The sequence below is a fragment of the Mycobacterium sp. GA-2829 genome, assembly GCF_001499965.1.
GTDB lineage: Bacteria > Actinomycetota > Actinomycetes > Mycobacteriales > Mycobacteriaceae > Mycobacterium.
The window spans coordinates 69,505-91,858 of sequence record NZ_LQIT01000008.1; the positions used below are offsets into that span (position 1 = coordinate 69,505).

The 22,354-nt window shown below is 69.4% G+C and carries 24 protein-coding genes; 18 read left to right on the top strand and 6 right to left on the bottom strand.

The window, feature by feature from the left end:
* The first annotated feature begins 9 nt into the window (after positions 1-9).
* From AU194_RS06405 to AU194_RS06430, 6 genes are read left to right on the top strand one after another with little or no spacing between them, the layout of a single operon-like run.
* A complete protein-coding gene (locus AU194_RS06405) occupies positions 10-1,197 on the top strand; it encodes an MCE family protein (protein WP_059088400.1) in 1,188 nt (395 codons plus the stop codon).
* A complete protein-coding gene (locus tag AU194_RS06410; protein ID WP_059088401.1) occupies positions 1,194-2,219 on the top strand; it encodes an MCE family protein in 1,026 nt (341 codons plus the stop codon). The genes AU194_RS06405 and AU194_RS06410 overlap by 4 nt, the downstream gene beginning before the upstream one ends.
* Complete coding sequence (locus tag AU194_RS06415; RefSeq protein ID WP_059088402.1) at positions 2,219-3,301, top strand: MCE family protein; 1,083 nt, start codon at positions 2,219-2,221, stop codon at positions 3,299-3,301. Before AU194_RS06410 ends, AU194_RS06415 begins: the two co-directional genes overlap by 1 nt.
* Complete coding sequence (locus tag AU194_RS06420) at positions 3,298-4,710, top strand: MCE family protein (protein WP_059088403.1); 1,413 nt, start codon at positions 3,298-3,300, stop codon at positions 4,708-4,710. The genes AU194_RS06415 and AU194_RS06420 overlap by 4 nt, the downstream gene beginning before the upstream one ends.
* Positions 4,707-5,882: an MCE family protein gene (locus tag AU194_RS06425; protein ID WP_059088404.1), complete on the top strand. Its 1,176-nt coding sequence runs from the start codon at positions 4,707-4,709 to the stop codon at positions 5,880-5,882. Before AU194_RS06420 ends, AU194_RS06425 begins: the two co-directional genes overlap by 4 nt.
* On the top strand, positions 5,882-7,396 hold the full coding sequence (locus AU194_RS06430; protein WP_059088405.1) for an MCE family protein: 1,515 nt from the start codon (positions 5,882-5,884) through the stop codon (positions 7,394-7,396). Before AU194_RS06425 ends, AU194_RS06430 begins: the two co-directional genes overlap by 1 nt.
* Before the next feature lies 1 nt (position 7,397).
* Here the strand turns inward: AU194_RS06430 and AU194_RS06435 are convergent, their stop codons facing one another.
* Positions 7,398-7,901, bottom strand: coding sequence for a hypothetical protein (locus AU194_RS06435; protein WP_059088406.1), 504 nt, complete (start codon positions 7,899-7,901; stop codon positions 7,398-7,400).
* A gap of 148 nt (positions 7,902-8,049) precedes the next feature.
* Here AU194_RS06435 and AU194_RS06440 point away from each other — a divergent pair, with 148 nt between their 5' ends.
* From AU194_RS06440 to AU194_RS06450, 3 genes are read left to right on the top strand one after another with little or no spacing between them, the layout of a single operon-like run.
* Positions 8,050-8,430 carry a hypothetical protein gene (locus AU194_RS06440; protein ID WP_369804038.1) on the top strand — a complete coding sequence of 127 codons (381 nt, stop codon included), beginning with the start codon at positions 8,050-8,052 and terminating at the stop codon, positions 8,428-8,430.
* The gene (locus AU194_RS06445; RefSeq protein ID WP_231743191.1) at positions 8,427-9,047 is read left to right on the top strand and encodes a hypothetical protein; all 621 of its coding nucleotides are present in this window, start codon (positions 8,427-8,429) and stop codon (positions 9,045-9,047) included. The genes AU194_RS06440 and AU194_RS06445 overlap by 4 nt, the downstream gene beginning before the upstream one ends.
* On the top strand, positions 9,044-9,523 hold the full coding sequence (locus AU194_RS06450; protein WP_231743192.1) for a twin-arginine translocation pathway signal: 480 nt from the start codon (positions 9,044-9,046) through the stop codon (positions 9,521-9,523). The genes AU194_RS06445 and AU194_RS06450 overlap by 4 nt, the downstream gene beginning before the upstream one ends.
* Here AU194_RS06450 and AU194_RS06455 read toward each other — a convergent pair.
* Together AU194_RS06455 and AU194_RS06460 are read right to left on the bottom strand one after the other, a co-directional pair.
* Positions 9,520-10,089, bottom strand: coding sequence for a PaaI family thioesterase (locus tag AU194_RS06455; RefSeq protein WP_059088408.1), 570 nt, complete (start codon positions 10,087-10,089; stop codon positions 9,520-9,522). The two genes, AU194_RS06450 and AU194_RS06455, sit on opposite strands and share 4 nt — an antisense overlap.
* Positions 10,086-11,645 (bottom strand): FAD-binding protein, encoded by a 1,560-nt coding sequence (locus tag AU194_RS06460; RefSeq protein WP_059088409.1) that lies wholly within the window; start codon positions 11,643-11,645, stop codon positions 10,086-10,088. The genes AU194_RS06455 and AU194_RS06460 overlap by 4 nt, the downstream gene beginning before the upstream one ends.
* Positions 11,646-11,745: 100 nt before the next feature.
* Here AU194_RS06460 and AU194_RS06465 point away from each other — a divergent pair, with 100 nt between their 5' ends.
* From AU194_RS06465 to AU194_RS06480, 4 genes are read left to right on the top strand one after another with little or no spacing between them, the layout of a single operon-like run.
* On the top strand, positions 11,746-12,411 hold the full coding sequence (locus tag AU194_RS06465; RefSeq protein ID WP_059088410.1) for a PadR family transcriptional regulator: 666 nt from the start codon (positions 11,746-11,748) through the stop codon (positions 12,409-12,411).
* A 57-nt stretch (positions 12,412-12,468) separates the two neighbouring features.
* Complete coding sequence (locus tag AU194_RS06470; protein ID WP_059088411.1) at positions 12,469-13,695, top strand: NADH:flavin oxidoreductase; 1,227 nt, start codon at positions 12,469-12,471, stop codon at positions 13,693-13,695.
* Between the two features lie 8 nt (positions 13,696-13,703).
* Entirely contained in the window at positions 13,704-14,132 is a 429-nt protein-coding gene (locus AU194_RS06475) for a hypothetical protein (RefSeq protein ID WP_059088462.1), read from the top strand.
* Positions 14,133-14,142: 10 nt separating this feature from the next.
* Positions 14,143-14,994 (top strand): LLM class F420-dependent oxidoreductase, encoded by an 852-nt coding sequence (locus tag AU194_RS06480; protein WP_059088412.1) that lies wholly within the window; start codon positions 14,143-14,145, stop codon positions 14,992-14,994.
* Here the strand turns inward: AU194_RS06480 and AU194_RS06485 are convergent, their stop codons facing one another.
* Together AU194_RS06485 and AU194_RS06490 are read right to left on the bottom strand one after the other, a co-directional pair.
* Positions 14,995-15,792: an SDR family NAD(P)-dependent oxidoreductase gene (locus AU194_RS06485; protein ID WP_082698505.1), complete on the bottom strand. Its 798-nt coding sequence runs from the start codon at positions 15,790-15,792 to the stop codon at positions 14,995-14,997.
* Between the two features lie 9 nt (positions 15,793-15,801).
* A complete protein-coding gene (locus AU194_RS06490; RefSeq protein WP_059088413.1) occupies positions 15,802-17,511 on the bottom strand; it encodes a 3-ketosteroid-delta-1-dehydrogenase in 1,710 nt (569 codons plus the stop codon).
* Between the two features lie 101 nt (positions 17,512-17,612).
* Here AU194_RS06490 and AU194_RS06495 point away from each other — a divergent pair, with 101 nt between their 5' ends.
* From AU194_RS06495 to AU194_RS06515, 5 genes are read left to right on the top strand one after another with little or no spacing between them, the layout of a single operon-like run.
* A complete protein-coding gene (locus AU194_RS06495; protein WP_059088414.1) occupies positions 17,613-18,407 on the top strand; it encodes an SDR family oxidoreductase in 795 nt (264 codons plus the stop codon).
* Positions 18,404-18,901 carry a nuclear transport factor 2 family protein gene (locus AU194_RS06500; protein ID WP_059088415.1) on the top strand — a complete coding sequence of 166 codons (498 nt, stop codon included), beginning with the start codon at positions 18,404-18,406 and terminating at the stop codon, positions 18,899-18,901. Before AU194_RS06495 ends, AU194_RS06500 begins: the two co-directional genes overlap by 4 nt.
* Positions 18,902-18,952: 51 nt before the next feature.
* The gene (locus AU194_RS06505; RefSeq protein WP_059088416.1) at positions 18,953-20,092 is read left to right on the top strand and encodes a Rieske 2Fe-2S domain-containing protein; all 1,140 of its coding nucleotides are present in this window, start codon (positions 18,953-18,955) and stop codon (positions 20,090-20,092) included.
* A complete protein-coding gene (locus AU194_RS06510; protein ID WP_059088417.1) occupies positions 20,089-20,379 on the top strand; it encodes a hypothetical protein in 291 nt (96 codons plus the stop codon). The genes AU194_RS06505 and AU194_RS06510 overlap by 4 nt, the downstream gene beginning before the upstream one ends.
* A 25-nt stretch (positions 20,380-20,404) precedes the next feature.
* Positions 20,405-21,202, top strand: coding sequence for an SDR family NAD(P)-dependent oxidoreductase (locus AU194_RS06515; RefSeq protein WP_059088464.1), 798 nt, complete (start codon positions 20,405-20,407; stop codon positions 21,200-21,202).
* A 58-nt stretch (positions 21,203-21,260) separates the two neighbouring features.
* On the opposite strand, the gene AU194_RS06520 is transcribed toward AU194_RS06515, so the two are convergent.
* Positions 21,261-22,337 (bottom strand): hypothetical protein, encoded by a 1,077-nt coding sequence (locus tag AU194_RS06520; RefSeq protein WP_059088418.1) that lies wholly within the window; start codon positions 22,335-22,337, stop codon positions 21,261-21,263.
* Between the last annotated feature and the right edge of the window lie 17 nt (positions 22,338-22,354).

A 22,354-nucleotide genomic window follows, 5' to 3' on the forward strand; every position in this document is an offset into this window, starting at 1 on the left:
GGCGTGGCGATGAGAGCAATAGCCGCGCGCGACGTCGCGGGCACACTGACCGTGGTGGCGATCGCCGCGGTCGTCGCGTTGGCGGTGGGGCTGTTCAACGGATCGTTCACCCGGAGCGCGACGGTCACGGTGGTCTCCGACCGCGTCGGGCTGGTGATGAACCCCGACGCCAAGGTGAAACTGCACGGCGCCCAGGTCGGCACGGTCGCCGCGATCGAGGCGCTGCCGGACGGCCGGGCGGAGATCCGGCTGGCCATGGATCCGTCGCAGCTGTCGATCATCCCATCCAACGTGCTGGTGAACGTGGGGTCGACGACGGTGTTCGGTTCCAAGGCAATCGAATTGGTGCCACCCCCGGACCCCTCGCCGGAACCGCTGCGCGCCGGGCAGGTGCTCGACGCCGGCCACGTCACCGTCGAGATCAACACCGTCTTCGAACAGTTGGTGGCCGTGCTGGCCAAGGTGGAACCCACCAAGCTCAACGAGACGCTTTCCGCGCTGTCCCAGGGGCTCGACGGCCGCGGTGCACAGTTCGGCGCCACCCTGGACGACCTCGACACGCTGCTGGCCGACCTCGACCCGGCGATGGACACCCTGAGCCGCGACATCGCGCTGGCCCCAGAGGTTCTCAACGCCTACGCCGACGCCGCACCCGATCTGCTCGCCACCGCCGACAACGCCTCGCGGATCAGTGACACGCTCGTGGAGAAGCAGGCCGACCTAGACTCGCTGCTGGTCAGCGCGATCGGCCTGGCCGACATCGGCCAGGACGTGGTGGCGACCAACTCCACGGCGTTCGCCGAGCTGATCCACCTGCTCGCGCCCACAACGGATCTGACCAATCAGTACCACCAGGCGCTCAACTGCGGCCTGGCGGGGATGCTCCCGCTCGCGATGGCGCCGCCGCCCCCGGTGCCCGGGGTGCTGCTGCTCGATTCCTTCGTGCTCGGCACCGAGCGCTACCGCTACCCCGGAAACCTGCCGAAGGTCGCCGCGCGCGGCGGACCGCAGTGTGTGGGGCTGCCCGACGTGGGTTACGAGACCCGCGCCCCCTACGTCGTGTCCGACGTCGACGCCAACCCCGCGCAGTACGGCAACCAGGGCATCCTGCTCAACTCAGAAGGCCTCAAGCAGATGCTGTTCGGGCCGCTGGACGGACCGCCACGCAACACCGCGCAGATCGGTCAGCCGGGATGACGCGACTGGGACCGACTGTGGTCAAGTTCGGGGTCTTCGTGGTAGTGATGGCGGTGCTCACCGCGGGCCTGTTCGCGATCTTCGGTGAGTACCGTGCCGGGTCGGCGCACGGCTACTCCGCGGTGTTCAACGACGCCTCCAGCGTGAAATCCGGTGACTCCGTGCGGATCGCCGGCATCCGGGTGGGCACCGTGACGGGCGTATCACTGCAGCCGGACAACACCGTGGTGGTCGACTTCGACGCCGACAGCGACGTCGTGCTGACGACCGGGACGAAGGTGGCCGTGCGCTACCTCAACCTCGTCGGCGACCGCTACCTCGAACTGGTCGACGGACCCGGATCCACCCAGATCCAGCCGGTGGGCTCCCGGATCCCCAAGGACCGCACCGAACCCGCGCTCGACCTCGACCTGCTGCTCGGCGGCCTCAAACCCGTGATCCGTGGGCTGAACCCCGACGACGTCAACGCGTTGACCCAGTCGCTGATCCAGATCCTGCAGGGACAGAGCAACGACGTCGAGTCGCTGTTCGCCAAGACCTCCTCGTTCACCAACGCGATTGCCGCGAACGGTGATTCGGTGCGCCAGATGATCGACGACCTCAACACCGTCGTGGGGACCATGGCGCGCGACGGGGAGAAGTTCTCCGGCGCCGTCGCGCGGCTCGAGGAACTGGTGACCGGGCTGGCGCAGGAACGCGATCCGATCGGTGCGGCCATCGAATCCCTCGACAACGGCACCGCGACCTTGGCCGACCTGATGACCGAGGCCCGGCCGCCGCTGGCCGGTTCGGTCGATCAACTCAACCGCGTCGCGCCGCTGCTCGAGAAGGACAAGGAACTGCTCGACATCTCGCTGCAGAAGGCGCCGGGCAACTACCGCAAGCTGGTGCGCCTCGGCGCCTACGGCAGCTGGCTCAACCAGTACCTCTGCGGGCTGTCGGTGCGGGTCACCGATCTGCAGGGCCGCACCGCCTACTTCCCGTGGATCAAGCAAGACACCGGAAGGTGTGCGGAGCCCTGATGCTGAAATACCGTGGAAGAGCGCTCGTCCGTACCGGTTTCATCGGCCTGGTACTCATCGTGCTCATCATCGCCGTCGGCCTGCAACCGCAGCAGCTGTGGTCGATGGCGACGTCGGTGCAGTACCGCGCGGTGTTCGCCGAGGCGGGCGGGCTGACCGCAGGCAATGAGGTCAAGGTCTCGGGGGTCACCGTCGGCACGGTCTCCGACGTGGTGCTCGACGGTGGCAAGGCGCTGGTCACGTTCTCCCTCAACGGGACGGTGCGGCTCGGCGACGATTCCACCGCACACATCCGCACCGGCACCCTGCTGGGCGAACGGATGCTGGCGCTGGAGCCCAAGGGATCCCGGGCGATGCGATCGCTCGACACGATCCCGGTGACACGCACCTCCTCGCCGTACTCGCTGACCGACGCCGTGAGCGAATTCGCCTCCAACACCGCCGAAACCGACACCGCGTCGCTGAACCAGTCGCTGGACACGCTGTCGGAGACCATCGACCGGATCGCACCCCAGCTGGGCCCCACCTTCGACGGGCTGACCCAGCTGTCCCGGTCGCTGAACGACCGCGACGAGACCCTCGGCGACCTGTTCGCCACCGCCGCCGACGTCACCGGCATCCTGTCCGAGCGCAGCCAGCAGGTGAACTCGCTGCTGCTGTCCGCCAACGATCTGCTCGCGGTCCTCGAGCAGCGCCGCTACGCGATCGTCAACCTGCTGGCCCATACCTCGGCGATGTCGCAGCAGCTGACCGGCCTGGTGCGGGACAACGAACAGGAACTGGCGCCCACACTGGAGAAGCTCAACACGGTGTCGGAGATGCTCGAGCGCAACCGCGACAACATCGCCAAGGCGCTCAACGGGCTCGCGAAATATCAAGTGACTCAGGGCGAAGCGGTCAACAACGGGTTCTACTACAACGCGTTCATCGGCAACCTGCTGCCGGGCGGGGCGCTGCAACCGTTCCTCGACTACGCGCTCGGCTACCGCCGCGGCGTCAACGCCGGCCAGCCGCCGGACAACGCGGGCCCGCGCGCTGAATTCCCCTTCCCCTACAACGGCATCCCGGGTGGTTCACGATGATCGGCCGCACCAGGATCACCAAACTCCTCACGGTCGCGCTGGTGGCGCTGCTGGTGGCCGGCGTCGCCGTCGTCGTGCGGCACGCGTTCTTCGCACCGCGGATCATCACCGCCTACTTCACCTCGGCCACCTCGATCTACCCGGGTGACGAGGTCCGCGTGGTCGGCGTCAAGGTGGGCACCATCGAATCCATCGAACCAGCGGGCGCTGCGGCCCGGTTCCGGCTCGCGGTCGACCGCAGCGTGCCCGTCCCGGCCGACGCCAGGGCGATCATCGTGGCGCCCAACCTGATCTCGGCCCGCTACGTCCAGCTGACCCCGGCCTACGAGACGAGCGGTCCGGTGCTGCCCGACGACGCGGTCATCGGTGTGGAACGCACCGCGGTGCCGGTCGAGTGGGACGAGGTCAAGGAGCAGTTGGCGCGCCTGGCCACCGAACTCGGCCCGAACGGTGGGGTGTCCGGCACCTCGATGAGCCGGTTCATCGACAGTGCGGCCAATGCGATGGAGGGCAACGGCGAGAAGCTGCGGGAGACCATCGCCCAGCTGTCCGGGGTGGGGCGGATCCTCGCCGACGGCAGCGGCGACATCGTCGAGATCATCAAGAACATGCAGGTGTTCGTCACCGCGCTGCGCGACAGCAACGTCCAGATCATCCAGTTCCAGGACCGCCTCGCGACGGTCAGCAGCGTGGTCGACGGCGGCCGTGCCGACATGTCCGCCGCACTGACCGATCTGTCCGAAGCCATCGGCGAGGTACGCCGGTTCATCGCAGGCAGCAGGGACCAGACCGCCGAACAGATCAAGCGCCTGGCCGACATCACCCAGAACGTCGCCGACAACCGCACCGCACTGGAGAACGTCCTGCACGTCGCGCCGAACGCGATCGCCAACGGGTACAACATCTATCATCCCGACACCGGCACCATGCTCGGCGGTTTCGCGATGGGCAACTTCGCCAACCCGGTCCAGCTCATCTGCTCGGCGATCGGGGCGGTGCGCAACGCCACGGCCGCCGAGTCGTCGCGGATGTGCACGGAGTACCTCGGCCCCGCACTGCGGTTGATGAACTTCAACTACCTGCCGATGCCGATCAACGCCTACCTCAAGAAGTCGCCCAGCCCGGAGAACCTCGTCTACTCCGACCCCGCCCTGGCACCCGGCGGCGCGGGTGGCAGCGCGCCGCCTGCACCGACCCCGCCCGCGGTGTCCGCCTTCACCGGCGCGGGCGACGTCCCGCCGCCCGCAGACTGGGGCGCACCGCCGGCCCCGCCAGGGGGTGCCCTGGCGCCCAACGGGCTCCCCGCGGCGCCGAGCCCGGCGCTGTTCCCGGGCGCACCGGTGCCCGGCCCGTCGGCGCCCACCTCACTGCCCCAGATGCTGCTCCCCGCGGAAGGACCGCCCGCATGAAGTCGTCACGGTTGACGGCGCTCGCGGCAGGTGTCGCGCTCGTCGCCTCGGGCTGCACCTTCCAGGGACTGAACTCGGTGGCCCTGCCGGGCACGGTCGGCACCGGCTCGGGGTCGAGCGTGTACCACGTCCAGCTGGCGAATGTCGGCACCCTGGAATCGAATTCGCCGGTGATGGTCAGCGACGTCGTGGTCGGGGCCGTCGGCAAGATGACGCTGCGCGGATGGCACGCCGACGTCGAGGTCTCCGTGCGCCCCGATGTCGTGATCCCCGCCAACGCCGTGGCCACGGTCGGTCAGACCAGCCTGCTCGGGTCGATGCACCTGGCGCTCGACCCGCCGGTCGGCCAGAATCCGGAGGGCCGCCTGCGACCGGGCACCACGATCGGACTCGACCGGACCTCGACCTACCCCTCGACCGAGCAGACGCTGTCGTCGCTGTCCGTCGTGGTCAACGGCGGGGGCCTCGGACAGGCCGGCGACCTCATCCGGGAATTCAACGCGGTGCTCAACGGCCGCGAACCCCGGCTGCGCGATCTGCTGGTGCGGCTCAACGACTTCGTGGGCATGCTCGATGACCAGCGCGACGACATCAACGCCACGATCACCGCGCTGCAGCGGCTCGCGGGCACCCTCGCCGGTCAGCGCGAGGTCATCACCTCCGCGCTGCAACGCATTCCGCCCGCCCTCGACGTGCTGATCAGGGAACGGCCCCGGATCACGACGGCGTTGGAGAAGCTGCGGATCTTCAGCGACACCGCCACTGGGCTGGTCGAAGAGACCCGAGACGACATCGTGCGCAACCTGCGCAACCTCGAACCGACCCTCGCCGCGCTCGCCGACGTCGGGCCGAATCTCGGTACGGCGTTGGCGTACGCGCCGACCTTCCCCTACACCCAGGGGTTCATCGACCGGGCCATCCGGGGCGACTACATGAACCAGTTCATCATCTTCGACCTGACGATTCCGCGGCTCAAGCGGGGGCTGTTCCTCGGCACCCGGTGGGGTGAGGAGGGTACGCCGATGGTGCCTGCCCCGGGCGATCCGTGGTACCTCAACTACACACTCGACCCGATGAGCGCCCCGGTCACGCCGCCGACCGAGGTGGCACCCGTCCCGGAGCTCGCCGAGACCTCCGCCGGCGTGGACACCGTCGACCCCGGGGGTAACTGATGCTGACGCGCTTCGTCCGCACCCAGCTGGTCATCTTCACGGTCACCGCCGTCGTCGCGATGGGGGTGATGGTGTTCGGCTACCTGCAGACCCCCACACTGCTCGGCATCGGCCGGATCACGGTCACGCTGGAGCTCCCGGGAACCGGTGGGCTGTACCGGTTCTCGAACGTCACCTACCGCGGTGTCGAGGTCGGCAAGGTCACCGAGGTGCACGCCACCCGCGACGGCGCGGTGGCCACGCTGTCGATCGCCGCCGATCAGGACATCCCCGCCGATTCGCACGCCGCCGTGCGCAGCGTGTCCGCCGTCGGTGAGCAGTACGTCGACCTGCAACCGACCGACGAATCCGGCCCGTTCCTGCGGGACGGTTCGGTGATCCCGGTGCAGAACACGTCGATCCCGCAGGCGGTCGGTCCGATGCTCGACCAGGTCAGCGCGCTCATCGACAGCGTGCCCCGGGACAAGATCAGCGGGCTGCTCGACGAATCGGCCAAGGCGCTCAACGGCTCCGGCTACGAGATCGGATCGATGCTGGACTCCTCGGCCACCATCGTCGGCGACGCGAAAGAGACCACCGCACAACTCCGTTCGGTGATCGAGGACAGCCGTCCGCTGCTCGAGGGTCAGGCCCAGACCGCCGATCAACTCCGCACCTGGGCCCGCAGCATGGCGGGCATCACCGGCCAGGTCGCCACCGACGACCAGGCGGTGCGGACCATCCTCGAGACCGGGCCCGCGGCCGCCGACGAGGCCTCGCGGCTGTTCGACGCCGTGCGGCCGACCCTGCCCGTGCTGCTGGCGAACCTCACCACCGTCGGCCAGGTCGCGGTCACCTACCACGCCTCACTCGAACAACTCCTGGTGCTGCTGCCACCGTACGTGGCCGCCACACAGACGGTCGGCGTGTCCCGTAACAACCCGACGGGGATGTCGTTGGGCGACTTCACGCTCAACCTCAACGATCCGCCCGCGTGTACCGTCGGGTTCCTGCCACCGTCGTCGTGGCGCTCACCCGACGACGAGAGCGACATCGACACCCCCGACGGGCTGTATTGCAAACTGCCGCAGGACTCCCCGATCGCGGTCCGCGGCGCACGCAACTACCCGTGCATGGGGCAGCCGGGTAAGCGGGCGGCCACCGTCGAACAGTGTGCGAGCGACAGACCGTTCGAACCGCTCGCGATGCGCCAGCATCCGCTCGGGCCGTACCCGTTCGACCCGTCGCTGATCGCCCAGGGCATCCCGCCGGACGATCGCGTCACCGCCGACGAGCACCTCTTCGGGCCCATCGAGGGCACCCCGCCGCCACCGCCGAACGCACCCGGTACGGCACCCAGCGCGTTCACCCCGGCCGGCGCGGAAGGGCCGTCGGTCGCGGTCGCCACCTACGATCCGCAGACCGGGCGGTACGCCACCCCCGACGGCAAGGTCTACCAGCAGGCCGACCTCGGTGCGAACGGCACGGCGGCGCAGGACAAGACGTGGCAGGACCTGCTGCCGACGGGGACGTGAGTCAGCTCAGCTTGACGAGTTTGAACGGCATCGTGATGAACAGCGGCCTGCTGACCCCGCAGGCCCCGCTGGGGCCGGTGGTCTGGTCCTCGCCGACCAGCGTCGTCGACGCCGGATCGGTCATGCTGCCGTCGGGCACCGTCGGCACGAACCGGAACACCTGCAGACCGTCGGCGGCGGATCCGTCCGGGCACGGCTCCCAGCGCGGCACGGTGTGCTTGACGTACCAGATGCCGCCCTTCTTGTAGATCGGCGCCTCCCAGCCCTGATCGCTGCGGACGGTGCCGGTGCATTCGGTGGGGTAACTGCACACGGTCTCGATCGTCCAGGTGGCGCGGACGGTGGCCTGGTCGTAGAAGACCTCGTTCTTCTTGGCCCACTCGCCGTTCGACGTCGCGGAATAGGTTCCGTTGAGCCCCCATTCGGCGGAGGCCGCGGCCGGAGCCGCCTGCGTGAGGCCGACGACGAGCGCGCCGACCGTGGTGACCGTGCCCAACACCCGCAACGCTCTCTCCTTCGCACCCGGCGTTGCGCGACGCTAACAGCGGCGTCACCGGCGCGGACGCCGCAGCGGCCGCTGAGCGGGACGATCGGGGTGCGGCGACCGCCGTCGATGCCACAGTGGGGCCGTGCGCACCGTCCTGGCAGTCCCTCTGGTCGCGGCGGCATTGGTCCCTGGGGGGTGTGTGCCTGCGGCACTTGCACAGGCGCCGCATCAGGTGCGGTACACCGTCGTCGCCGACCAGCCCACGCAGGCCGACATCTACTACCGGGAAGTCGATCCGCCCAACTGGGCCGACTACAGCCACAACCCCTATCAATTCAGCCCCAAGGCCGAGGTGGTCCTCGAACCGGACGCGCCGTGGGTGTTCGAGGCGACGCTGGTCGACCCCGGCCGCTGGGCCATGGTGACGGCCACCAGCGGGCCGGAGCCGGTGACCCCCAACTTCCGGTGCGAACTCGCCGTGGACGGCGTCGTCGTCGCGACCGGCGAGGGGCCGAGGGGTGCGCTGTGCTCACTGAGGAACCGGTGACCGTGACCGACACCATCGACGACCGGATCGCGGCCGAGGACGCCGAAGTCGCCGCGGCCGAAGCCCTTGCCGAGGCCGCCCACGCCCGTGCGCAGCGCCTGCGTGTCGAGGCCGCGGCACCGCAACACGCGCGCCGGCGGTGGCACACCGTCGTCGCGGTCCTGGCCGCGTTCGTCACGGCGGCCGCGGTGGCCGCGGGCGGGTACATGGCGTGGCACCACCGGGAAGCGGTTCGGGCCCAACAGCAGTCGGCCGAGTTCGTGGCGGCGGCCCGCCAGATCGTGCTGACACTCATGTCCATCGACGCCGCCAAGGCCGACGACAGCGTGCAGCAGATCCTGGACAACTCCACGGGCGACTTCCGTGAGGAGTTCGAAGCCGCCGCCGACGATTTCGTCAAGCTCGCCGAAGACGGCAAGGTCGTCACCGACGTCAAGGTCACCGGCGCGGCCGTGGAATCCAGGACGGCGGACTCGGCAACGGTCCTCGTCACCGCCACGTCGACGGTGAGCAACGCCGCGGGCGGCGACAAACAGCCGCGGACATGGCGGCTCAGCGTGGACGTCGTCCGGGACGGCGACCGGCTCAAGATGTCGAAGATGGAGTTCGTCCCGTGAGCCGGCGACTGCTGGCGGCGGTGCTGGTCGCGATGGCGTCGGTCGCCGCCGCCGTCGCGCTCTACATCACCTGGTACCGCACCGATGTGCAGGCCGACGCGGCCGCAGCGTCTTCGGCGGTGGACGCCGCATCGGAGGGCACCACCGCGCTGCTGACCTACCGCCCCGAGACTCTGGACTCCGACCTCACGGCCGCCAAGGCGCATCTGACCGGCGAATTCCTCACCTACTACAGCAAATTCAGCGACGAGATACTCCAACCTGCCGCCAAGGACCGTGCGGTGACCGCCGAGGCGTCGGTCGTCCGGGCCGCGCCCGTCGAGATCCACCCCGGCACCGCCAAGGTGCTGGTCTACGTGAACCAGACGACGGCAAGCCGGGACCGCCCCGACGCCGTACCGAGTGCGAGCAGCGTCATGGTCAGCCTGATTGAAGTCGATGGGCGCTGGCTGATCTCGGCATTCGACCCGCTCTAGTCGACTCGCGGCCGGATGAACACACCCTGCGCCTCGACGGTGGTCTGGTCCGCGCACACGATGCGGCCGCGAGCGTAGGTCTTGCGGCCGCTTTCGTGTTCCACCCACGCTTCGGCCCGCAGCCGGCCCAGCGGGGTCGGCCGGACGTAGCGCAACTGCAGGGTCCCGGTGAACGCAGGCGCGCCCGGCTGGTGCGCGGTCGCGCCGAGCAGGTGGTCGAGGATCAGTGAGCACACCCCGCCGTGCACGTGCCCGACCGGCCCTTCGTACGCCGCACCGAGGTCGACCTCGCTGCTGACCAGTCCGTCGGCGTCGCGATGGACCACCAGCGGCGGGGCGATCGCGTTCCGCTGCCCGATGAGGACGTTGCCGCGGGGTGCGCTGCTGCCGTCGGGGCCGGTGCGAACTCCATAGGGGCCCGGCATCATTCGCTCGCCGAGGATGTCGAGCGCCGCCGCGACGTGGGCGTGTGCGGCCGCGAGGCTCTCGGAGTCCACCTCGGTGCGGATCACCGCGTCGATCAGCGACCGGACCGATGCGGTCAACGGTTCGTGCGGATCGGTCACCGCGGCTCCGCGGCGGCCATGTCCAGCGCGGCGAGGTGGCTGAACAACAGCGAGGCGCCGATCGGGTTGCCGCCGCCGGGGTAGGTGGTGCCGCTGACGGCGGCCATGGTGTTACCCGCCGCGTAGAGGCCCGGGATCGGCCGGTCGGAGGTGTCGAGGACACGGCCGCAGGTGTCGGTGCGCAGCCCGCCCTTGGTACCGAGGTCGGAGACGCCGAACGCCGCGGCGTGGAAGGGCGGCCGCTCGATCGACACCAGCGGGAGTTCCCCGCCGGAGAACGCCCGGTCGTACGGTTCGTCACCGCGACCGAAGTCGGTGTCGCGGCCGGCGGCGACCATGGCGTTGAACCGGTCGACGGTCGCGATCAGCGCGTCCGGGGGCACCCCGATCAACGCGGCCAGACCCTCGAGGGTGTCGGCGGTGTGCCAGAGCCCCGCGCTCTCGTACCGTTCGGTGTCGACCATCGCGACGTTGGTGGCCTTGACCGGCGGCACCGTGCCCTCGCGGTCGTCGTACACCATCCAGAACGGCAGACGCGCTGTATCGCAGGCGATCTCGTCGAGGACAGCGCGGCCGAGCCGGTCGTACGGCGCGGATTCGTTGACGAACCGCTCGCCGCGCTGGTTGACGAAGATGCCGCCGGTGAACCAGAGCGCGAACGCCGACCGCCCGTCGGGATGGGTCAGCCCGGGCGACCACCATGCCTGGTCCATGAGGTCGGTGACCGCGCCGACTCGCAGCGCGGCCCGGTGGCAGGCGCCGGTGTTGCCCGGGCACCCCATCGTGTCCTCGGAACGCCCGGGAACACCCCAGTTCTCGCGCATCTCGGGATTCTGTTCGAATCCGCCCGCGGCCAGCAGCACACCGCGGCGCGCACGGATCCTGACCGGCACACCGTCACGGTCGACCACGGCGCCGACCACTGCACCGCCGTCCTCGATGAGGTCGACCAGCGGTGCCTCCAGATACATTCGCGCGTGCGGGAATTCGGCGATACCGGCCAGGAATCGGCCGATCAGGGCCCGTCCACCGGTCAGCAGATCGGGAGCGGGATGGCCGAGCCGCTCGGTGTCCAGCGGTCCGCGGATCCGCGCCGCGAGCGGTCCGAGCTCTGCGGCGGGCAGCGGTACCGGCACGATGTGCCTGCGGCCGTCGGCGCGGGCGTGTTCGACCGCGCCGTAGTAGTCCGGCCAGGGCAGTTCGGTGAACCGGAAGTGGTCGTCGACCTCGAGGTACTCGATGAGCCGGGCGCCGCCCAGCACGTAGGTGCGTTGCAGGTCGTACGGCGTGCGGTCGCCGACGACCCCGTGGAAGTAGGCGAGCGCATCCTCGGGGGTGTCGTCGACACCGTGGCGGCGGACCACCGGGTTGCAGGGGAACCACATCCCGCCGCCGCCGGAGTACGCGGTGGTCCCGCCGAACTGCGCGGTCGCTTCGACCAACGCGACGGTCAGTCCTTCGCGCGCAGCCGTGTAGGCGCCCGCGACCCCGCCGCCGGAGCCGACGACGACGACGTCGACCTCCTCATCGAACTGAGGCACGTCGAATGCAGCCATGCGTCGAGCCTCCCGTTCCGCCGCACCACCCGGCAAGTGCTGGTCCCGATCAGTGGATCACACGAAGTCGCTGGTCACGGCGCGTTGATACGCTGGGTAAGTGAAATCCGCCGACGGCCCCAACGTGACCGCCACCGGTTGGGCACTGCTCGGCGTCCTGTCCTACCAGGACGAACTCACCGGCTACGACATGAAGAAGTGGACCGAGTGGAGTCTGCGGTTCTTCTACGGCAGCCCCGCCTACAGCCAGATCTACACCGAACTCAAGAAGCTCGAGAACATCGGTCTGGTGACATCGCGCGTCGAGAGCGACGGCGGTGCCCGCAGTAAGCGGCTCTACAAGATCACCCCGGCCGGTCTGGACGCGCTGCGGGACTGGGCCGACGAGGGGGCGGTCGATCCGCCGCAGCTCAAACACAATCCGTTGCTGCGGGTGACGTTCGGGCATCTGACGAATCCGCGCCGGCTCAAGCAAATCATGCAGGACCACGTCGCGTACGCCGACCGGATGCAGCGGGAGGCGGCGCTCGACGCGCGGTGGGCCGAGGTGGAGCCGGCATGGGCGTACGGTCGCGTGGCCCTGAAGTGGGCGGAGCGTTACTACGCCGCCGAACGCGAGATGGCTCTCGAGGTCATCAAGGACATCGACGAGGCCGAGGAGGCGTTCGCCAAGGCGTCCGCGGAGGCCAGTCAGCGCACCCCACCGATGTCCCGGGACTACTGGTACGAGATCGAGCGCAAGGTGCAGGCCGAAGAGGGCGAGTAGTTCCGGTGAGCGGACGGGCGGTCCGCCGTGGCGCCCGGCCGCTGCTAGAACCGACGCATGGGGCGTGACGCGGCGCAGGCCGATACCAGGGTCGACCCGCTGCAACCGGCGATGCTCGGACCCGTGCGGCTACGCAACCGCATCATCAAGGCGGCCACCTCGGAGGGCAGGTCGCCCGACGGTCTGGTCACCGACGACCTGATCGACTTCCACCGGCGCTTCGCCGACGGCGGCGTCGGGATGACCACCGTCGCGTACTGCACGGTGGCCGACGATGCCGCGAGCGCACCCGGTCAGATCCTGATGAGCCGGCGGGCGGTGCCGGGTCTGCGCGCCCTCGCCGACGCCGTGCACGAGGCGGGGGCGGCGGTTTCCGCGCAACTCGGCCACGGCGGGGTGGTCGCCACCCGCAAGGTCAACAAGGTCACCCCGAAGGCGCCGAGCCGATTCGTCAACCCCCAGTCCTTCGACTACTGCCGCCCGATCACCCGCGACGAGATCCACACGGTCACCGACCAATTCGGCGATGCGGCCCAGGTCGCGGTCGACGCCGGGTTCGACGCGGTGGAGTTGCACCTCGGTCACCTGTACCTGCCGAGCTCGTTCCTCAGCCCGCTGATGAACCGGCGCAAGGACGAGTACGGCGGCAGCATCGACAATCGTGCGCGCTTCGTCCGTGAGATCGCCCGCCGGGTCCGCGAGGTCGTCGGCACCCGCATCGCCGTCATCGCCAAACTCAGCATGGAGGATGGAAAGCGGGGCGGGATCGCGCTGACCGAATCGCTGCGCGTGGTCCAGCTGCTCGACGCCGACCGCAATCTCGACGCGATCGAACTCACCCAGGGCTCTTCGGTGTTCAAACCGATGTACCTGTTCCGTGGGGACACCCCCGTCGACGAGTTCGCGGCCGTGATGCCGCCGCCGATGAACCTCGGGGTGCGGATGGTGGGAAAATTGGCGCTCGGCACCTACCCCTACCACGACCTCTACATGCTCGACTCGGCGCGACAGTTCGTGCCGGTCGTGCAGCACACCCCGCTGATCCTGCTCGGCGGCATCACCACGCGCGAGCACATGCAGCAGGCGATGGACGAGGGCTTCGGCTTCGTCGCGATGGGCCGGGCCCTGCTGCGAGAACCGGATCTGGTCAACCAGATTCGCGAACAACCGGCCAAACGCAGCCTCTGCAACCACAACAACAAGTGCATGGTCACGGTGTTCGGCAGGACCCATTGCGTCCTCGATCCGGTCCAGCGGTACGGGCCCGCGGAGAGCCGCGCGTGAGGCGCGCACTGCTGGGCGTGGCGCTCACGCTGACCGCGGTGCTGTGGCCGGCGTCGGCGCAGGCCGAGACGCCCTACGGGAACTTCGAGATGCAGATCCAGGGCCGCTACGACTTCCACACCTGGCTGTGGGCGGTGTCCCGGTGCCAGCCGGAGGGGGAGTGCCTGCGCGTCCAGGCCATCGCCCAACCCGTCGCCAGGGCATTCCCGTTCCGCGCCGACGCGCACTTGGCCGACGGCCAGTACACCATGACCGTCGACGTCCCCGAGGGATTGCGCTGCGGCAACGTCTATTACGGCCCCGTCATCCCGACCCGCGATGTGTACACCTGGGATGCGGTGACCCGCTCCGGAACAGTGGCCTCGTCGTTCGCCGCCGGATGCGACGGCGCGCCCGGGGGCACGTTCACCTACCCGTTCCGGCTGGTTCGCCTGTAGAAAGCTCTGCATGCGAATCGGATTGTCGACGCCGGTGGTCGTGCAGGTGCCCGGGGTGGCGTCGGAGTGGGAACGCGACGCGGGGATCCAGGAACTGCAGACCATCGCCGAGACCGCCGACGCGCTCGGTTTCGACTTCCTGACCTGTTCGGAGCATGTCGCGGTGCCCGCGGCCGACGCCGAGGAGCGAGGCGCCGTCTACTGGGATCCGCTCGCCACGCTGGGGTTCCTGGCGGCCTGCACCTCGCGGATCCGGTTGGCGACATCGGTGCTCGTGCTCGGCTACCACCACCCGCTGGAGATCGCCAAACGGTACGGCACCCTCGACCGGGTCAGCGGCGGCCGGCTGACGCTCGGTGTCGGGGTGGGTTCGCTGGCCGCCGAATTCGAGCTTCTCGGTGCGGAATTCGATGATCGCGGCCGCCGCGCGGACGATGCGCTCCGTGCCCTGCGGGTCTCGCTGTCGACGCCGCGGCCCGCCTACGACGGCGAGTTCCACCGCTACGACTCCGTGGTCGTCGACCCGTGCGCGGTGCAGCCCCGGGTGCCGATCTGGGTGGGTGGGCGCACCCGGCGGTCGTTGCGCCGGGCCGTGGAGCTGGGCGACGGGTGGATGCCGTTCGGGCTGCGCGGCGAGGACTTGGTAGGCATGCTCGCCGCGGTCGAGGTGTCCGCGGGCTTCGACGTCGTCCTCCCGGCCGGACCGCTCGACCCGTCGGACCATCCGGACCGGGCCGCGCGGCGGCTCGAGGCGCTGCGCGATCTCGGCGCGACCGCCGTGACCGTCACGCTGTCGGCGACGTCGGCCGCCCACTATCGCGACCAACTCGAGGCGCTGCGCGCGGTCGCCGATGCCCTCTAGTCACATGTGGGTGCCGCCGTCGACCCGCACCTCGGTGCCGGTGACGAAGAACGCGTCGGGGGAGCCGAGCATCGCCACCACCGACGCGACGGCGGACGGGTCGGCGAACATCGCACCGCCGTCGATGGCCAGCATCGGCTGCAGTCTGGCGAACAGCGCGTAGTCGGCGTCGTCGGGCAGCCCGGGGCCCACGCTCTGCCGGGCCTTACCGGTGCCGTCGGTCATCCCCGACGAGATCGAGCCCGGCTGAACGCAATTGAAGCGGATACCGTCCTTGGCGAACTCCAGCGCCAGCGTGTGCGTCATCGAGAGGATGCCGCCCTTGGAGGCGGCGTAGGCCGACATGTACGGATGGCCGAACTGCGCCGAGGTCGAGCTGAAGTTGACCACCGCCGGGCCGTTTCCTGCGCGCAGCGCGGGGATCGCCTCCCGGGTGACCAGGAATGTGCCGACGAGGTTCACCCGCAGCACCCGCTCGAAATCAGCCAGCGTGGTCTGTTCCAGGCGTGCCGACCGCAGGATCCCCGCCACGTTGACCAGCGTGTCGAGCCCGCCGAGGGTGCCGACGGCCTCGGCCACCCCGGCGCGCACCGAGTCCTCGCCCCCGACATCCATGACCACCGTGGTCAACCGGTCGGACCGCGCCTTGTCCACGGTGTCGGCCAGGCCGGCCTCGCTGATGTCGGTGGCGACCACGTGGCCGCCCTCGTCGAGGATGCGCAGCACGCACGCCTGCCCGATCCCCGAGCCGCCGCCGGTGATCAGCACGCGACGGTCGGTGTAACGCGAGACGGTCATGAGTCCTCCTCAGCCGGCGTCCGCGGCGTCCTGTGCGGCAATGTAGCCGTACACCAGGCCCTGCGCGATGGTCGCGCCCGCGCCCGGATACGTCGCGCCGAACGCGTTGGCGGCGGTGTTGCCGATCGCGTACAGACCCTCGACCGGTGTACCGTCCTCCCGCACGACACGCGCCCGCTCGTCGGCGCGCAGACCGCCGCACGTGCCGAGGTCGGACAGCACCATCTTCACCGCGTAGAACGGCCCGCGCTCCAGCGCGCGCAGGTTCGGATTGGGGGTGACGGTGAGGTCGCCGTAGTACCGGTCATAGGCGCTGCGGCCGCGTTCGAAGTCGCAATCCTGTCCGGCGTGCGCCATTTCGTTGAACCGCTCGACGGTGCCCGCGAACCGCGCGTCCGGCACCCCCATCTTGCGTCCGAGCTCGGCCAGGTCGTCGGCGCGGTGGGCGATGCCCGCGGCATACCAGGCCTTCGGAATCGCCATGCGCGGGAACAGCTCCGCGGCGAAGACGTAGCTGTTGCGGTACTGCTGGTCGAATACGATCCACATCGACTCGACGGGGTTGCCCGCCCGTTCGCGTTCGAGGATCCGCTGCCCGAACGACATGTAGTCGCACGATTCGTTGACGAACCGCTCACCGGTCTGGTCGACGATCAGCGAACCCGGCAGCGACCGTTCGGCGAGCATCACCTTCGGATCGCCACCCGGAAGCGCGGCCACCGCCGGGAACCACCACGACTGGTCCATGAGATCGATTGCGGCGCCGAGGTCTTGGGCGACCCGGATGGCGTCGCCGGTGTTGGTGTCCGCGCCGAGGCTGGCGTGCTCGCCCAGCCGCTCGGACTGGAACTTCCACCGCATGTCCATGTGGTGGTCGAATCCGCCCGCGGCCAGCACCACGCCGCGGCGTGCGGTCACGGTGACCTCACGCCCGAGGTGGTCGACGACGGCGCCGGTGACCCGTCCATCGTCGTCGCTGACCAGGCTCTGCAGCGCGGTCTCGGTCCAGACGGGGATTCCGGCCCGCAGGACGCCGGCGAACAGGCCCGCCGCCAGCGCCTGACCACCTGCGGCGTATCGGCGCCCGAGCAACAAACCACCGACACCCTGCCCAAGCCGTCTGGCCACCAACGGGATTCCCTTGCGCGGCACCCGCGACATCAGGTTCAGCCAGCGGTAGTCGGCGCCGGTGGTGGGCATGGGGATCTTCACCTCCATCACACCCGGCCGCAGCCTCGGCAGCTGCTCGCCCAGGACCGCGGTGTCCAGCGGCCTGCATTCGCAGGTGCGTCCCGCCGCCGAGCCACCGGGCCGTTCCGGGTGGTAGTCGGAGTACTCCCGCGCCCAGAACAGCCGCATCGGCGTGGTGCGGCGCAGCAGGTCGACGGTGGCGTCGACGTGGTCGAGGAAGGCTTTCGAGCGGGCCGCGGGCGCGGTGCCGTCGACCACGGCGTCGAGGTAGGTCGCGGCGCGCTGTGCGGTGTCGCCGCCGCCGGCACCGGCGATGATGTCGCTGGCCGGGAACCACAGGGCGCCCCCGGACCGCGCCGTCGAACCGCCGACGTACTCGGACTTCTCGACGATCAGCACCGACAGGCCGCGCGCCTGCGCAGCCAGCGCCGCGCCCATCCCGGTGCCGGAGCCCACCACCAGTAGGTCGACGGTGGTGTCGTTGACGGGCAGTCCGCCGGGAATCGTGGCCGTACGCGCAGATGTCACCAGCGTGACGCTAGGGCGTGGACCGTCCGTCCAGCACCCGATTCGCCCGTTCAGCGGAACACCCCGCGGGCGCCAGGAACGCACCGTGTTGGATCGGTGCCATGACTGACCTCGACAAGTACGGGCCGTGGGCCGTCATCGCCGGCGGATCCGAGGGCGTGGGCGCCGAATTCGCACGCCAACTCGCCGCGGACGGCTTCAACCTGGTGCTGATCGCCCGCAAACCCGGACCGCTGGAGGAGACCGCCGCATCGTGCCGCGAACTCGGCGCCGAGGTGCGCACGCTGGCGCAGGATCTGCTCGACGATCAGGCCACCGCGCGGATCGTCGACGCGACCGCCGATGTCGAGGTGGGTCTGCTCATCTACAACGCGGGCGCCAGCACGTGCAACGACCCGTTCCTCGACGCCGACCTGGCCGAGTGGCGCAAGATCATCGACCTGAACGTCACCCGCATGCTCGAGTTGACCCAGCACTTCGGCAGGTCGATGGTGGCGCGGTCACGGGGCGGCATCCTCCTCGTCGGATCGTTGTCCGGATACATGGGCTCGTCGCGGCACACGGTGTATGCGGGGGTGAAGGCATTCGGCCGGATCTTCGCCGAGAGCCTCTGGGTGGAATTGCGCGAACAGGGTGTCGACGTCCTGGAACTGGTGCTCGGCGTGACCCGCACCCCGGCGATGGAGCGCGTGGGGCTGCGGTTCGACATCCCGGGTTTCGTGGTCAGCGATCCCGCCGACGTCGCCCGCGAGGGACTCGCCCACCTCGGTGACGGGCCGGTGCACGTCGCGGGCGGCAACGCCGACCAGGCCGCCCGCAACAGCGGACCCGACCGCGCGACGATCGTGCTCGAATCGCACCTGGCGATCCAGCGGCTGATCGGGGCCAGACAATGACCGCCGAGGACCGGCTCGCCGCTCTGGAGGCCAGGCTGCGCCGGCTCGAGGACGAGCGCGAGATCGCGCGGATCGTGGCGAGCTACGGCCCGTGCGTGGACGCCGCGAACGCCGCGGGCGCCGCCGACCTGTGGGCCGAGGACGGCAGCTACGACGTCGAGGGCTGGCGGATGAACAGCCGCGCCGATGTGCGCGCGATGGTCGAATCCGACGGCCACCGGGCCCTGGTGGCCGCCGGGTGCTGTCACTTCCTCGGACCGGCGGTCGTCACCGTCGACGGCGACGAGGCGGTCGCGCTGTGCGAATCGGTGGTGCTGCGGTCCGGCGCCGATGGATACCGGGTGTGGCGGGCGGCGGCGAATCACTTCCAGCTGCGCCGCGAGGCGGCCGGTTGGCGGATCGCGGCGCGCACGACACGTCTGCTGAACGGCGATCCGGACGCCCATCGGCTGCTCATGGCCGGCGTCGCGGGGGAGCGCATCGACCCGTCCTGATCAGCGGAACATTCGGGTCCGCGACGCCGCCGACGGCGGTAGAACAGTCCTATGACTGTCTCCGACATCGACGAGGTCCGGCAGATCGAAGCCGACGCCGCCCCGTCCCGGTTCGCCCGCGGGTGGCACTGCCTGGGGCTCACCCGGGACTTCGGGGACGGGAAACCGCACACGGTCAACGCCTTCGGGCAGAAGCTGGTCGTGTTCCGCAGCGGGGACGGCCGGATCAACGTGCTCGACGGCTACTGCCGCCACATGGGTGGCGACCTGAGCCAGGGTGAGGTCAAGGGCAACGAGATCGCATGCCCGTTCCACGACTGGCGCTGGGGCGGCGACGGCCGCTGCAAGCAGGTGCCCTACAGCAAGCGGGCGCCGCGGCTGGCTCGCACGGCGACGTGGACGACGCTGGAACAGGACGGCATGCTGTTCGTCTGGAACGACCCGGAGCGCAAACCGCCGCCGGAGAACGTCACGATCCCGCGGATCGGGGGCGCCACCAGCGACGAGTGGACCGACTGGCACTGGTACACCACGGTGGTCAACACCAACTGCCGTGAGGTCATCGACAACGTCGTCGACATGGCGCACTTCTTCTACATCCACGGATCGCTGCCGACGCACTTCAAGAACATCTTCGAGGGCCACGTCGCGACCCAGTACATGAACAGTGCGGGGCGCGAGGATCTGCAACCGCCGGAGGGTCCGAAGATGCTCGGCACGACGTCGGTCGCGTCGTACTACGGTCCGTCTTTCATGATCGACGAGCTGACCTATCACTACGAGCAGGCCGACCACCACACCGTGCTGATCAACTGCCACTACCCGATCGACGCGAATTCCTTTGTGCTGCAGTACGGGATCATCGTGAAGAAGTCCGAGGCCCTGCCCGACGACCTGGCGATGCAGACCGCCGTCGCCCTCGGCGACTTCGTCAAGATGGGGTTCGAACAGGACGTCGAGATCTGGAAGAACAAGGCGCGCATCGACAATCCGCTGCTGTGCGAGGAGGACGGGCCGGTGTACCAGCTGCGGCGTTGGTACGAGCAGTTCTACGTCGACGCCGCCGACGTCACCGCCGACATGGTCGATCGATTCGAGTATGAGATCGACACCACCCGGCCGCGGGAGGAGTGGATGAAGATCGTGGAGGCCAACCTCAGCGCTCGGGCGTCGGCGACGAGCGCGGGATGAGCATCCGGCCCGACAACCGGCTCGCCGACGCGCCGATGGTGCCGGTGACATGCCGGGCCTGCGGGGCGCGGGTGTCGGCGCGTAAGAGCAGCTGGGAACAGACCAGCGTGCAATGGAATGCCGATGCGGCGCAACGCTGTCCGCAGCGGCGCGACAGCGAGGCGCTCGCCGGACACGGCCGTCCCACGGTGTTCCTGTCGTGTTCGGAGCTCTCCGAGTCGATCGTCGACGCGGTGCGGACCGGGCAGTTGGCCATCGTCGACGAAACGGTGGACGCCGCGCCGTAGTCTTTCGCTCGTGACCGAACACCTCATGACCGATCCGCCGGTGGCGGTGGTGACCGGGGCGTCGCGCGGTGCGGGACGCGGTATCGCGCGGGCGCTGCTCGCGCGCGGCTGGCGGGTGTACCTGACCGGCCGCACCGTCGAGGGCCTCGGTGCGGGGTCTATCGCGGTGCCGCTCGACCACCGCGACGATGCGGCTGTCGGGGAGTTCTTCGCCCGCGTGGACCGCGACGCCGGCCGGTTGGACCTGTTGGTCAACAACGCCGCCGCCGTCCACGATTCGCTGGTCGGAAGGGAACCGTTCTGGCACAAGCCTGTCGAGTTGGGCGGCATCCTCGACGTCGGCTTGCGCTCGTCGTATGTGTCGGCGTGGCACGCGGCGCCCCTGCTGCTGCGGGGCCCGCGCGGGTTGATCGCGTTCACCTCGTCGCCGGGGTCGGTCTGCTACCTGCACGGTCCGGCCTACGGTGCGCAGAAGGCGGGGGTGGACAAGATGGCGGCCGACATGGCCGTCGACTTCCGGGGCACGCCCGTGCACACCGTCTCCGTCTGGATGGGCATCCTGCTGACCGAGAAGATGCGCGCGGCGTTCGACGGCAATCCGGAGGGATTGGACGCGATGGCCGACCACGCCGAGACCCCCGAGTTCACCGGCCACGTGCTCGACGCGCTCTTCCGCGACCCGGAGCGCGAGACCCTCAGCGGGCACACGCTGATCGGCGCGGAACTCGGCCTGCGGTACGGGATCACCGACGAGGGCGGCAGACAGCCGGTGTCGCACCGGGAGATGTTGGGCGCACCACCCACTTACGTACGCCGAACGTGAGCCCGTGCGCGAGTTTTCGTCGAAATCTCGTGCGCGAGCTCACGCTCGGCGGAAGGGCTCAGGCGAGCTGGAACGCCGACAGCGGGGCTTCGGACGGGTAGACCGCCGGACCGCCGAGGTCGTACGCGGCGTTGAGGGTGCCGATGAACTGCGGGTCGTGCAGCGGATTGTCGGGCATCTTCAGCGAGATACCCTGCGCGTTCACGTCTTTGACCAGGGTGTCGATGGCCCGCTCGATCGTGAGGTCGTCGGAGTGGTCCATGTTCTTCTTCAACTCGTCGTAGTCGGAGTACACCTCCGCCGACCAGTGGACCAGGAACCGCAGTTCGTCGGTGTGGTGGCGGGCGATCACGTCGTCGCCGTTCTTGAGCACCCAGTGGTCGCGGTCGGCCGGGTCGCCGGTGAACACCGTGTCGAACGCCAGGCCGGCCGGAACCTGCTGTTCCAGCGGACCGTTGGCCTCACCGCGGTGCACCATCATCTCGTTCTGCACCACCACGCCACGGTTGTACACCGGCGGCAGCAGACGCTGCGGCGCCTTCAGCGGACCCTCCGGCCAGTAGGTGAACCCGCTGCTCTCGTCGAGGGAGAACCAGGTGATCACCTGCGCCATCTTGATCAGGTAGTCCTGGAAGAGGCCGGACTTGCCCATCACGCTGGTGAGCCACGTCGGCGCGTTCTCGTGCCGCACGCCGCGGAAGCTCGGCGAATCCAGATGTCCCGGATCGCGGTTCGCGCACGGGCCGTTGATGTTGAACAGCATCATCTCGGGCTTGGCGTACTCGGCGTTCCAGTAGCTCTTGGCGTGCGCCAGGAACTTCTCGTTGTAGAAGCAGTCGTGCAGTTCGGGGTAGAGCACCGTGCCGTAGTTGGCGAGGTACCCGCGGAAGGTGGGGGTGAGGAACAGGTCGAGCGACGGCTCGAACCCCTCCGGGAACGCCCCGCTCATGGTCGCCATCAGCTCCTCCGCCGACGCGAAGTGCTGGGCGATGATCAGCCGCCACGGCCCCTTGGTGCGAACCACATCGAGCAACCGGTCGCGCTGGTCGTCGGTGTAGATGTGGTCGATCTCCTTGGGCGGTGACGCGGGCCGCAGGACGTCGGACAGCTGCAACCGCCGATCATCAGTGAGCATCGAATCTCTCCTTCATT

Coding starts and splice junctions, on each gene's coding strand:
- AU194_RS06405 (WP_059088400.1), top strand. CDS start 10: ATGAGAGCAATAGCCGCGCGCGACGTCGCGGGCACACTGACCGTGGTG.
- AU194_RS06410 (WP_059088401.1), top strand. CDS start 1,194: ATGACGCGACTGGGACCGACTGTGGTCAAGTTCGGGGTCTTCGTGGTA.
- AU194_RS06415 (WP_059088402.1), top strand. CDS start 2,219: ATGCTGAAATACCGTGGAAGAGCGCTCGTCCGTACCGGTTTCATCGGC.
- AU194_RS06420 (WP_059088403.1), top strand. CDS start 3,298: ATGATCGGCCGCACCAGGATCACCAAACTCCTCACGGTCGCGCTGGTG.
- AU194_RS06425 (WP_059088404.1), top strand. CDS start 4,707: ATGAAGTCGTCACGGTTGACGGCGCTCGCGGCAGGTGTCGCGCTCGTC.
- AU194_RS06430 (WP_059088405.1), top strand. CDS start 5,882: ATGCTGACGCGCTTCGTCCGCACCCAGCTGGTCATCTTCACGGTCACC.
- AU194_RS06460 (WP_059088409.1), bottom strand. CDS start 11,645: ATGGCTGCATTCGACGTGCCTCAGTTCGATGAGGAGGTCGACGTCGTC.
- AU194_RS06470 (WP_059088411.1), top strand. CDS start 12,469: ATGGGGCGTGACGCGGCGCAGGCCGATACCAGGGTCGACCCGCTGCAA.
- AU194_RS06480 (WP_059088412.1), top strand. CDS start 14,143: ATGCGAATCGGATTGTCGACGCCGGTGGTCGTGCAGGTGCCCGGGGTG.
- AU194_RS06485 (WP_082698505.1), bottom strand. CDS start 15,792: ATGACCGTCTCGCGTTACACCGACCGTCGCGTGCTGATCACCGGCGGC.
- AU194_RS06495 (WP_059088414.1), top strand. CDS start 17,613: ATGACTGACCTCGACAAGTACGGGCCGTGGGCCGTCATCGCCGGCGGA.
- AU194_RS06500 (WP_059088415.1), top strand. CDS start 18,404: ATGACCGCCGAGGACCGGCTCGCCGCTCTGGAGGCCAGGCTGCGCCGG.
- AU194_RS06505 (WP_059088416.1), top strand. CDS start 18,953: ATGACTGTCTCCGACATCGACGAGGTCCGGCAGATCGAAGCCGACGCC.
- AU194_RS06510 (WP_059088417.1), top strand. CDS start 20,089: ATGAGCATCCGGCCCGACAACCGGCTCGCCGACGCGCCGATGGTGCCG.
- AU194_RS06515 (WP_059088464.1), top strand. CDS start 20,405: ATGACCGATCCGCCGGTGGCGGTGGTGACCGGGGCGTCGCGCGGTGCG.
- AU194_RS06520 (WP_059088418.1), bottom strand. CDS start 22,337: ATGCTCACTGATGATCGGCGGTTGCAGCTGTCCGACGTCCTGCGGCCC.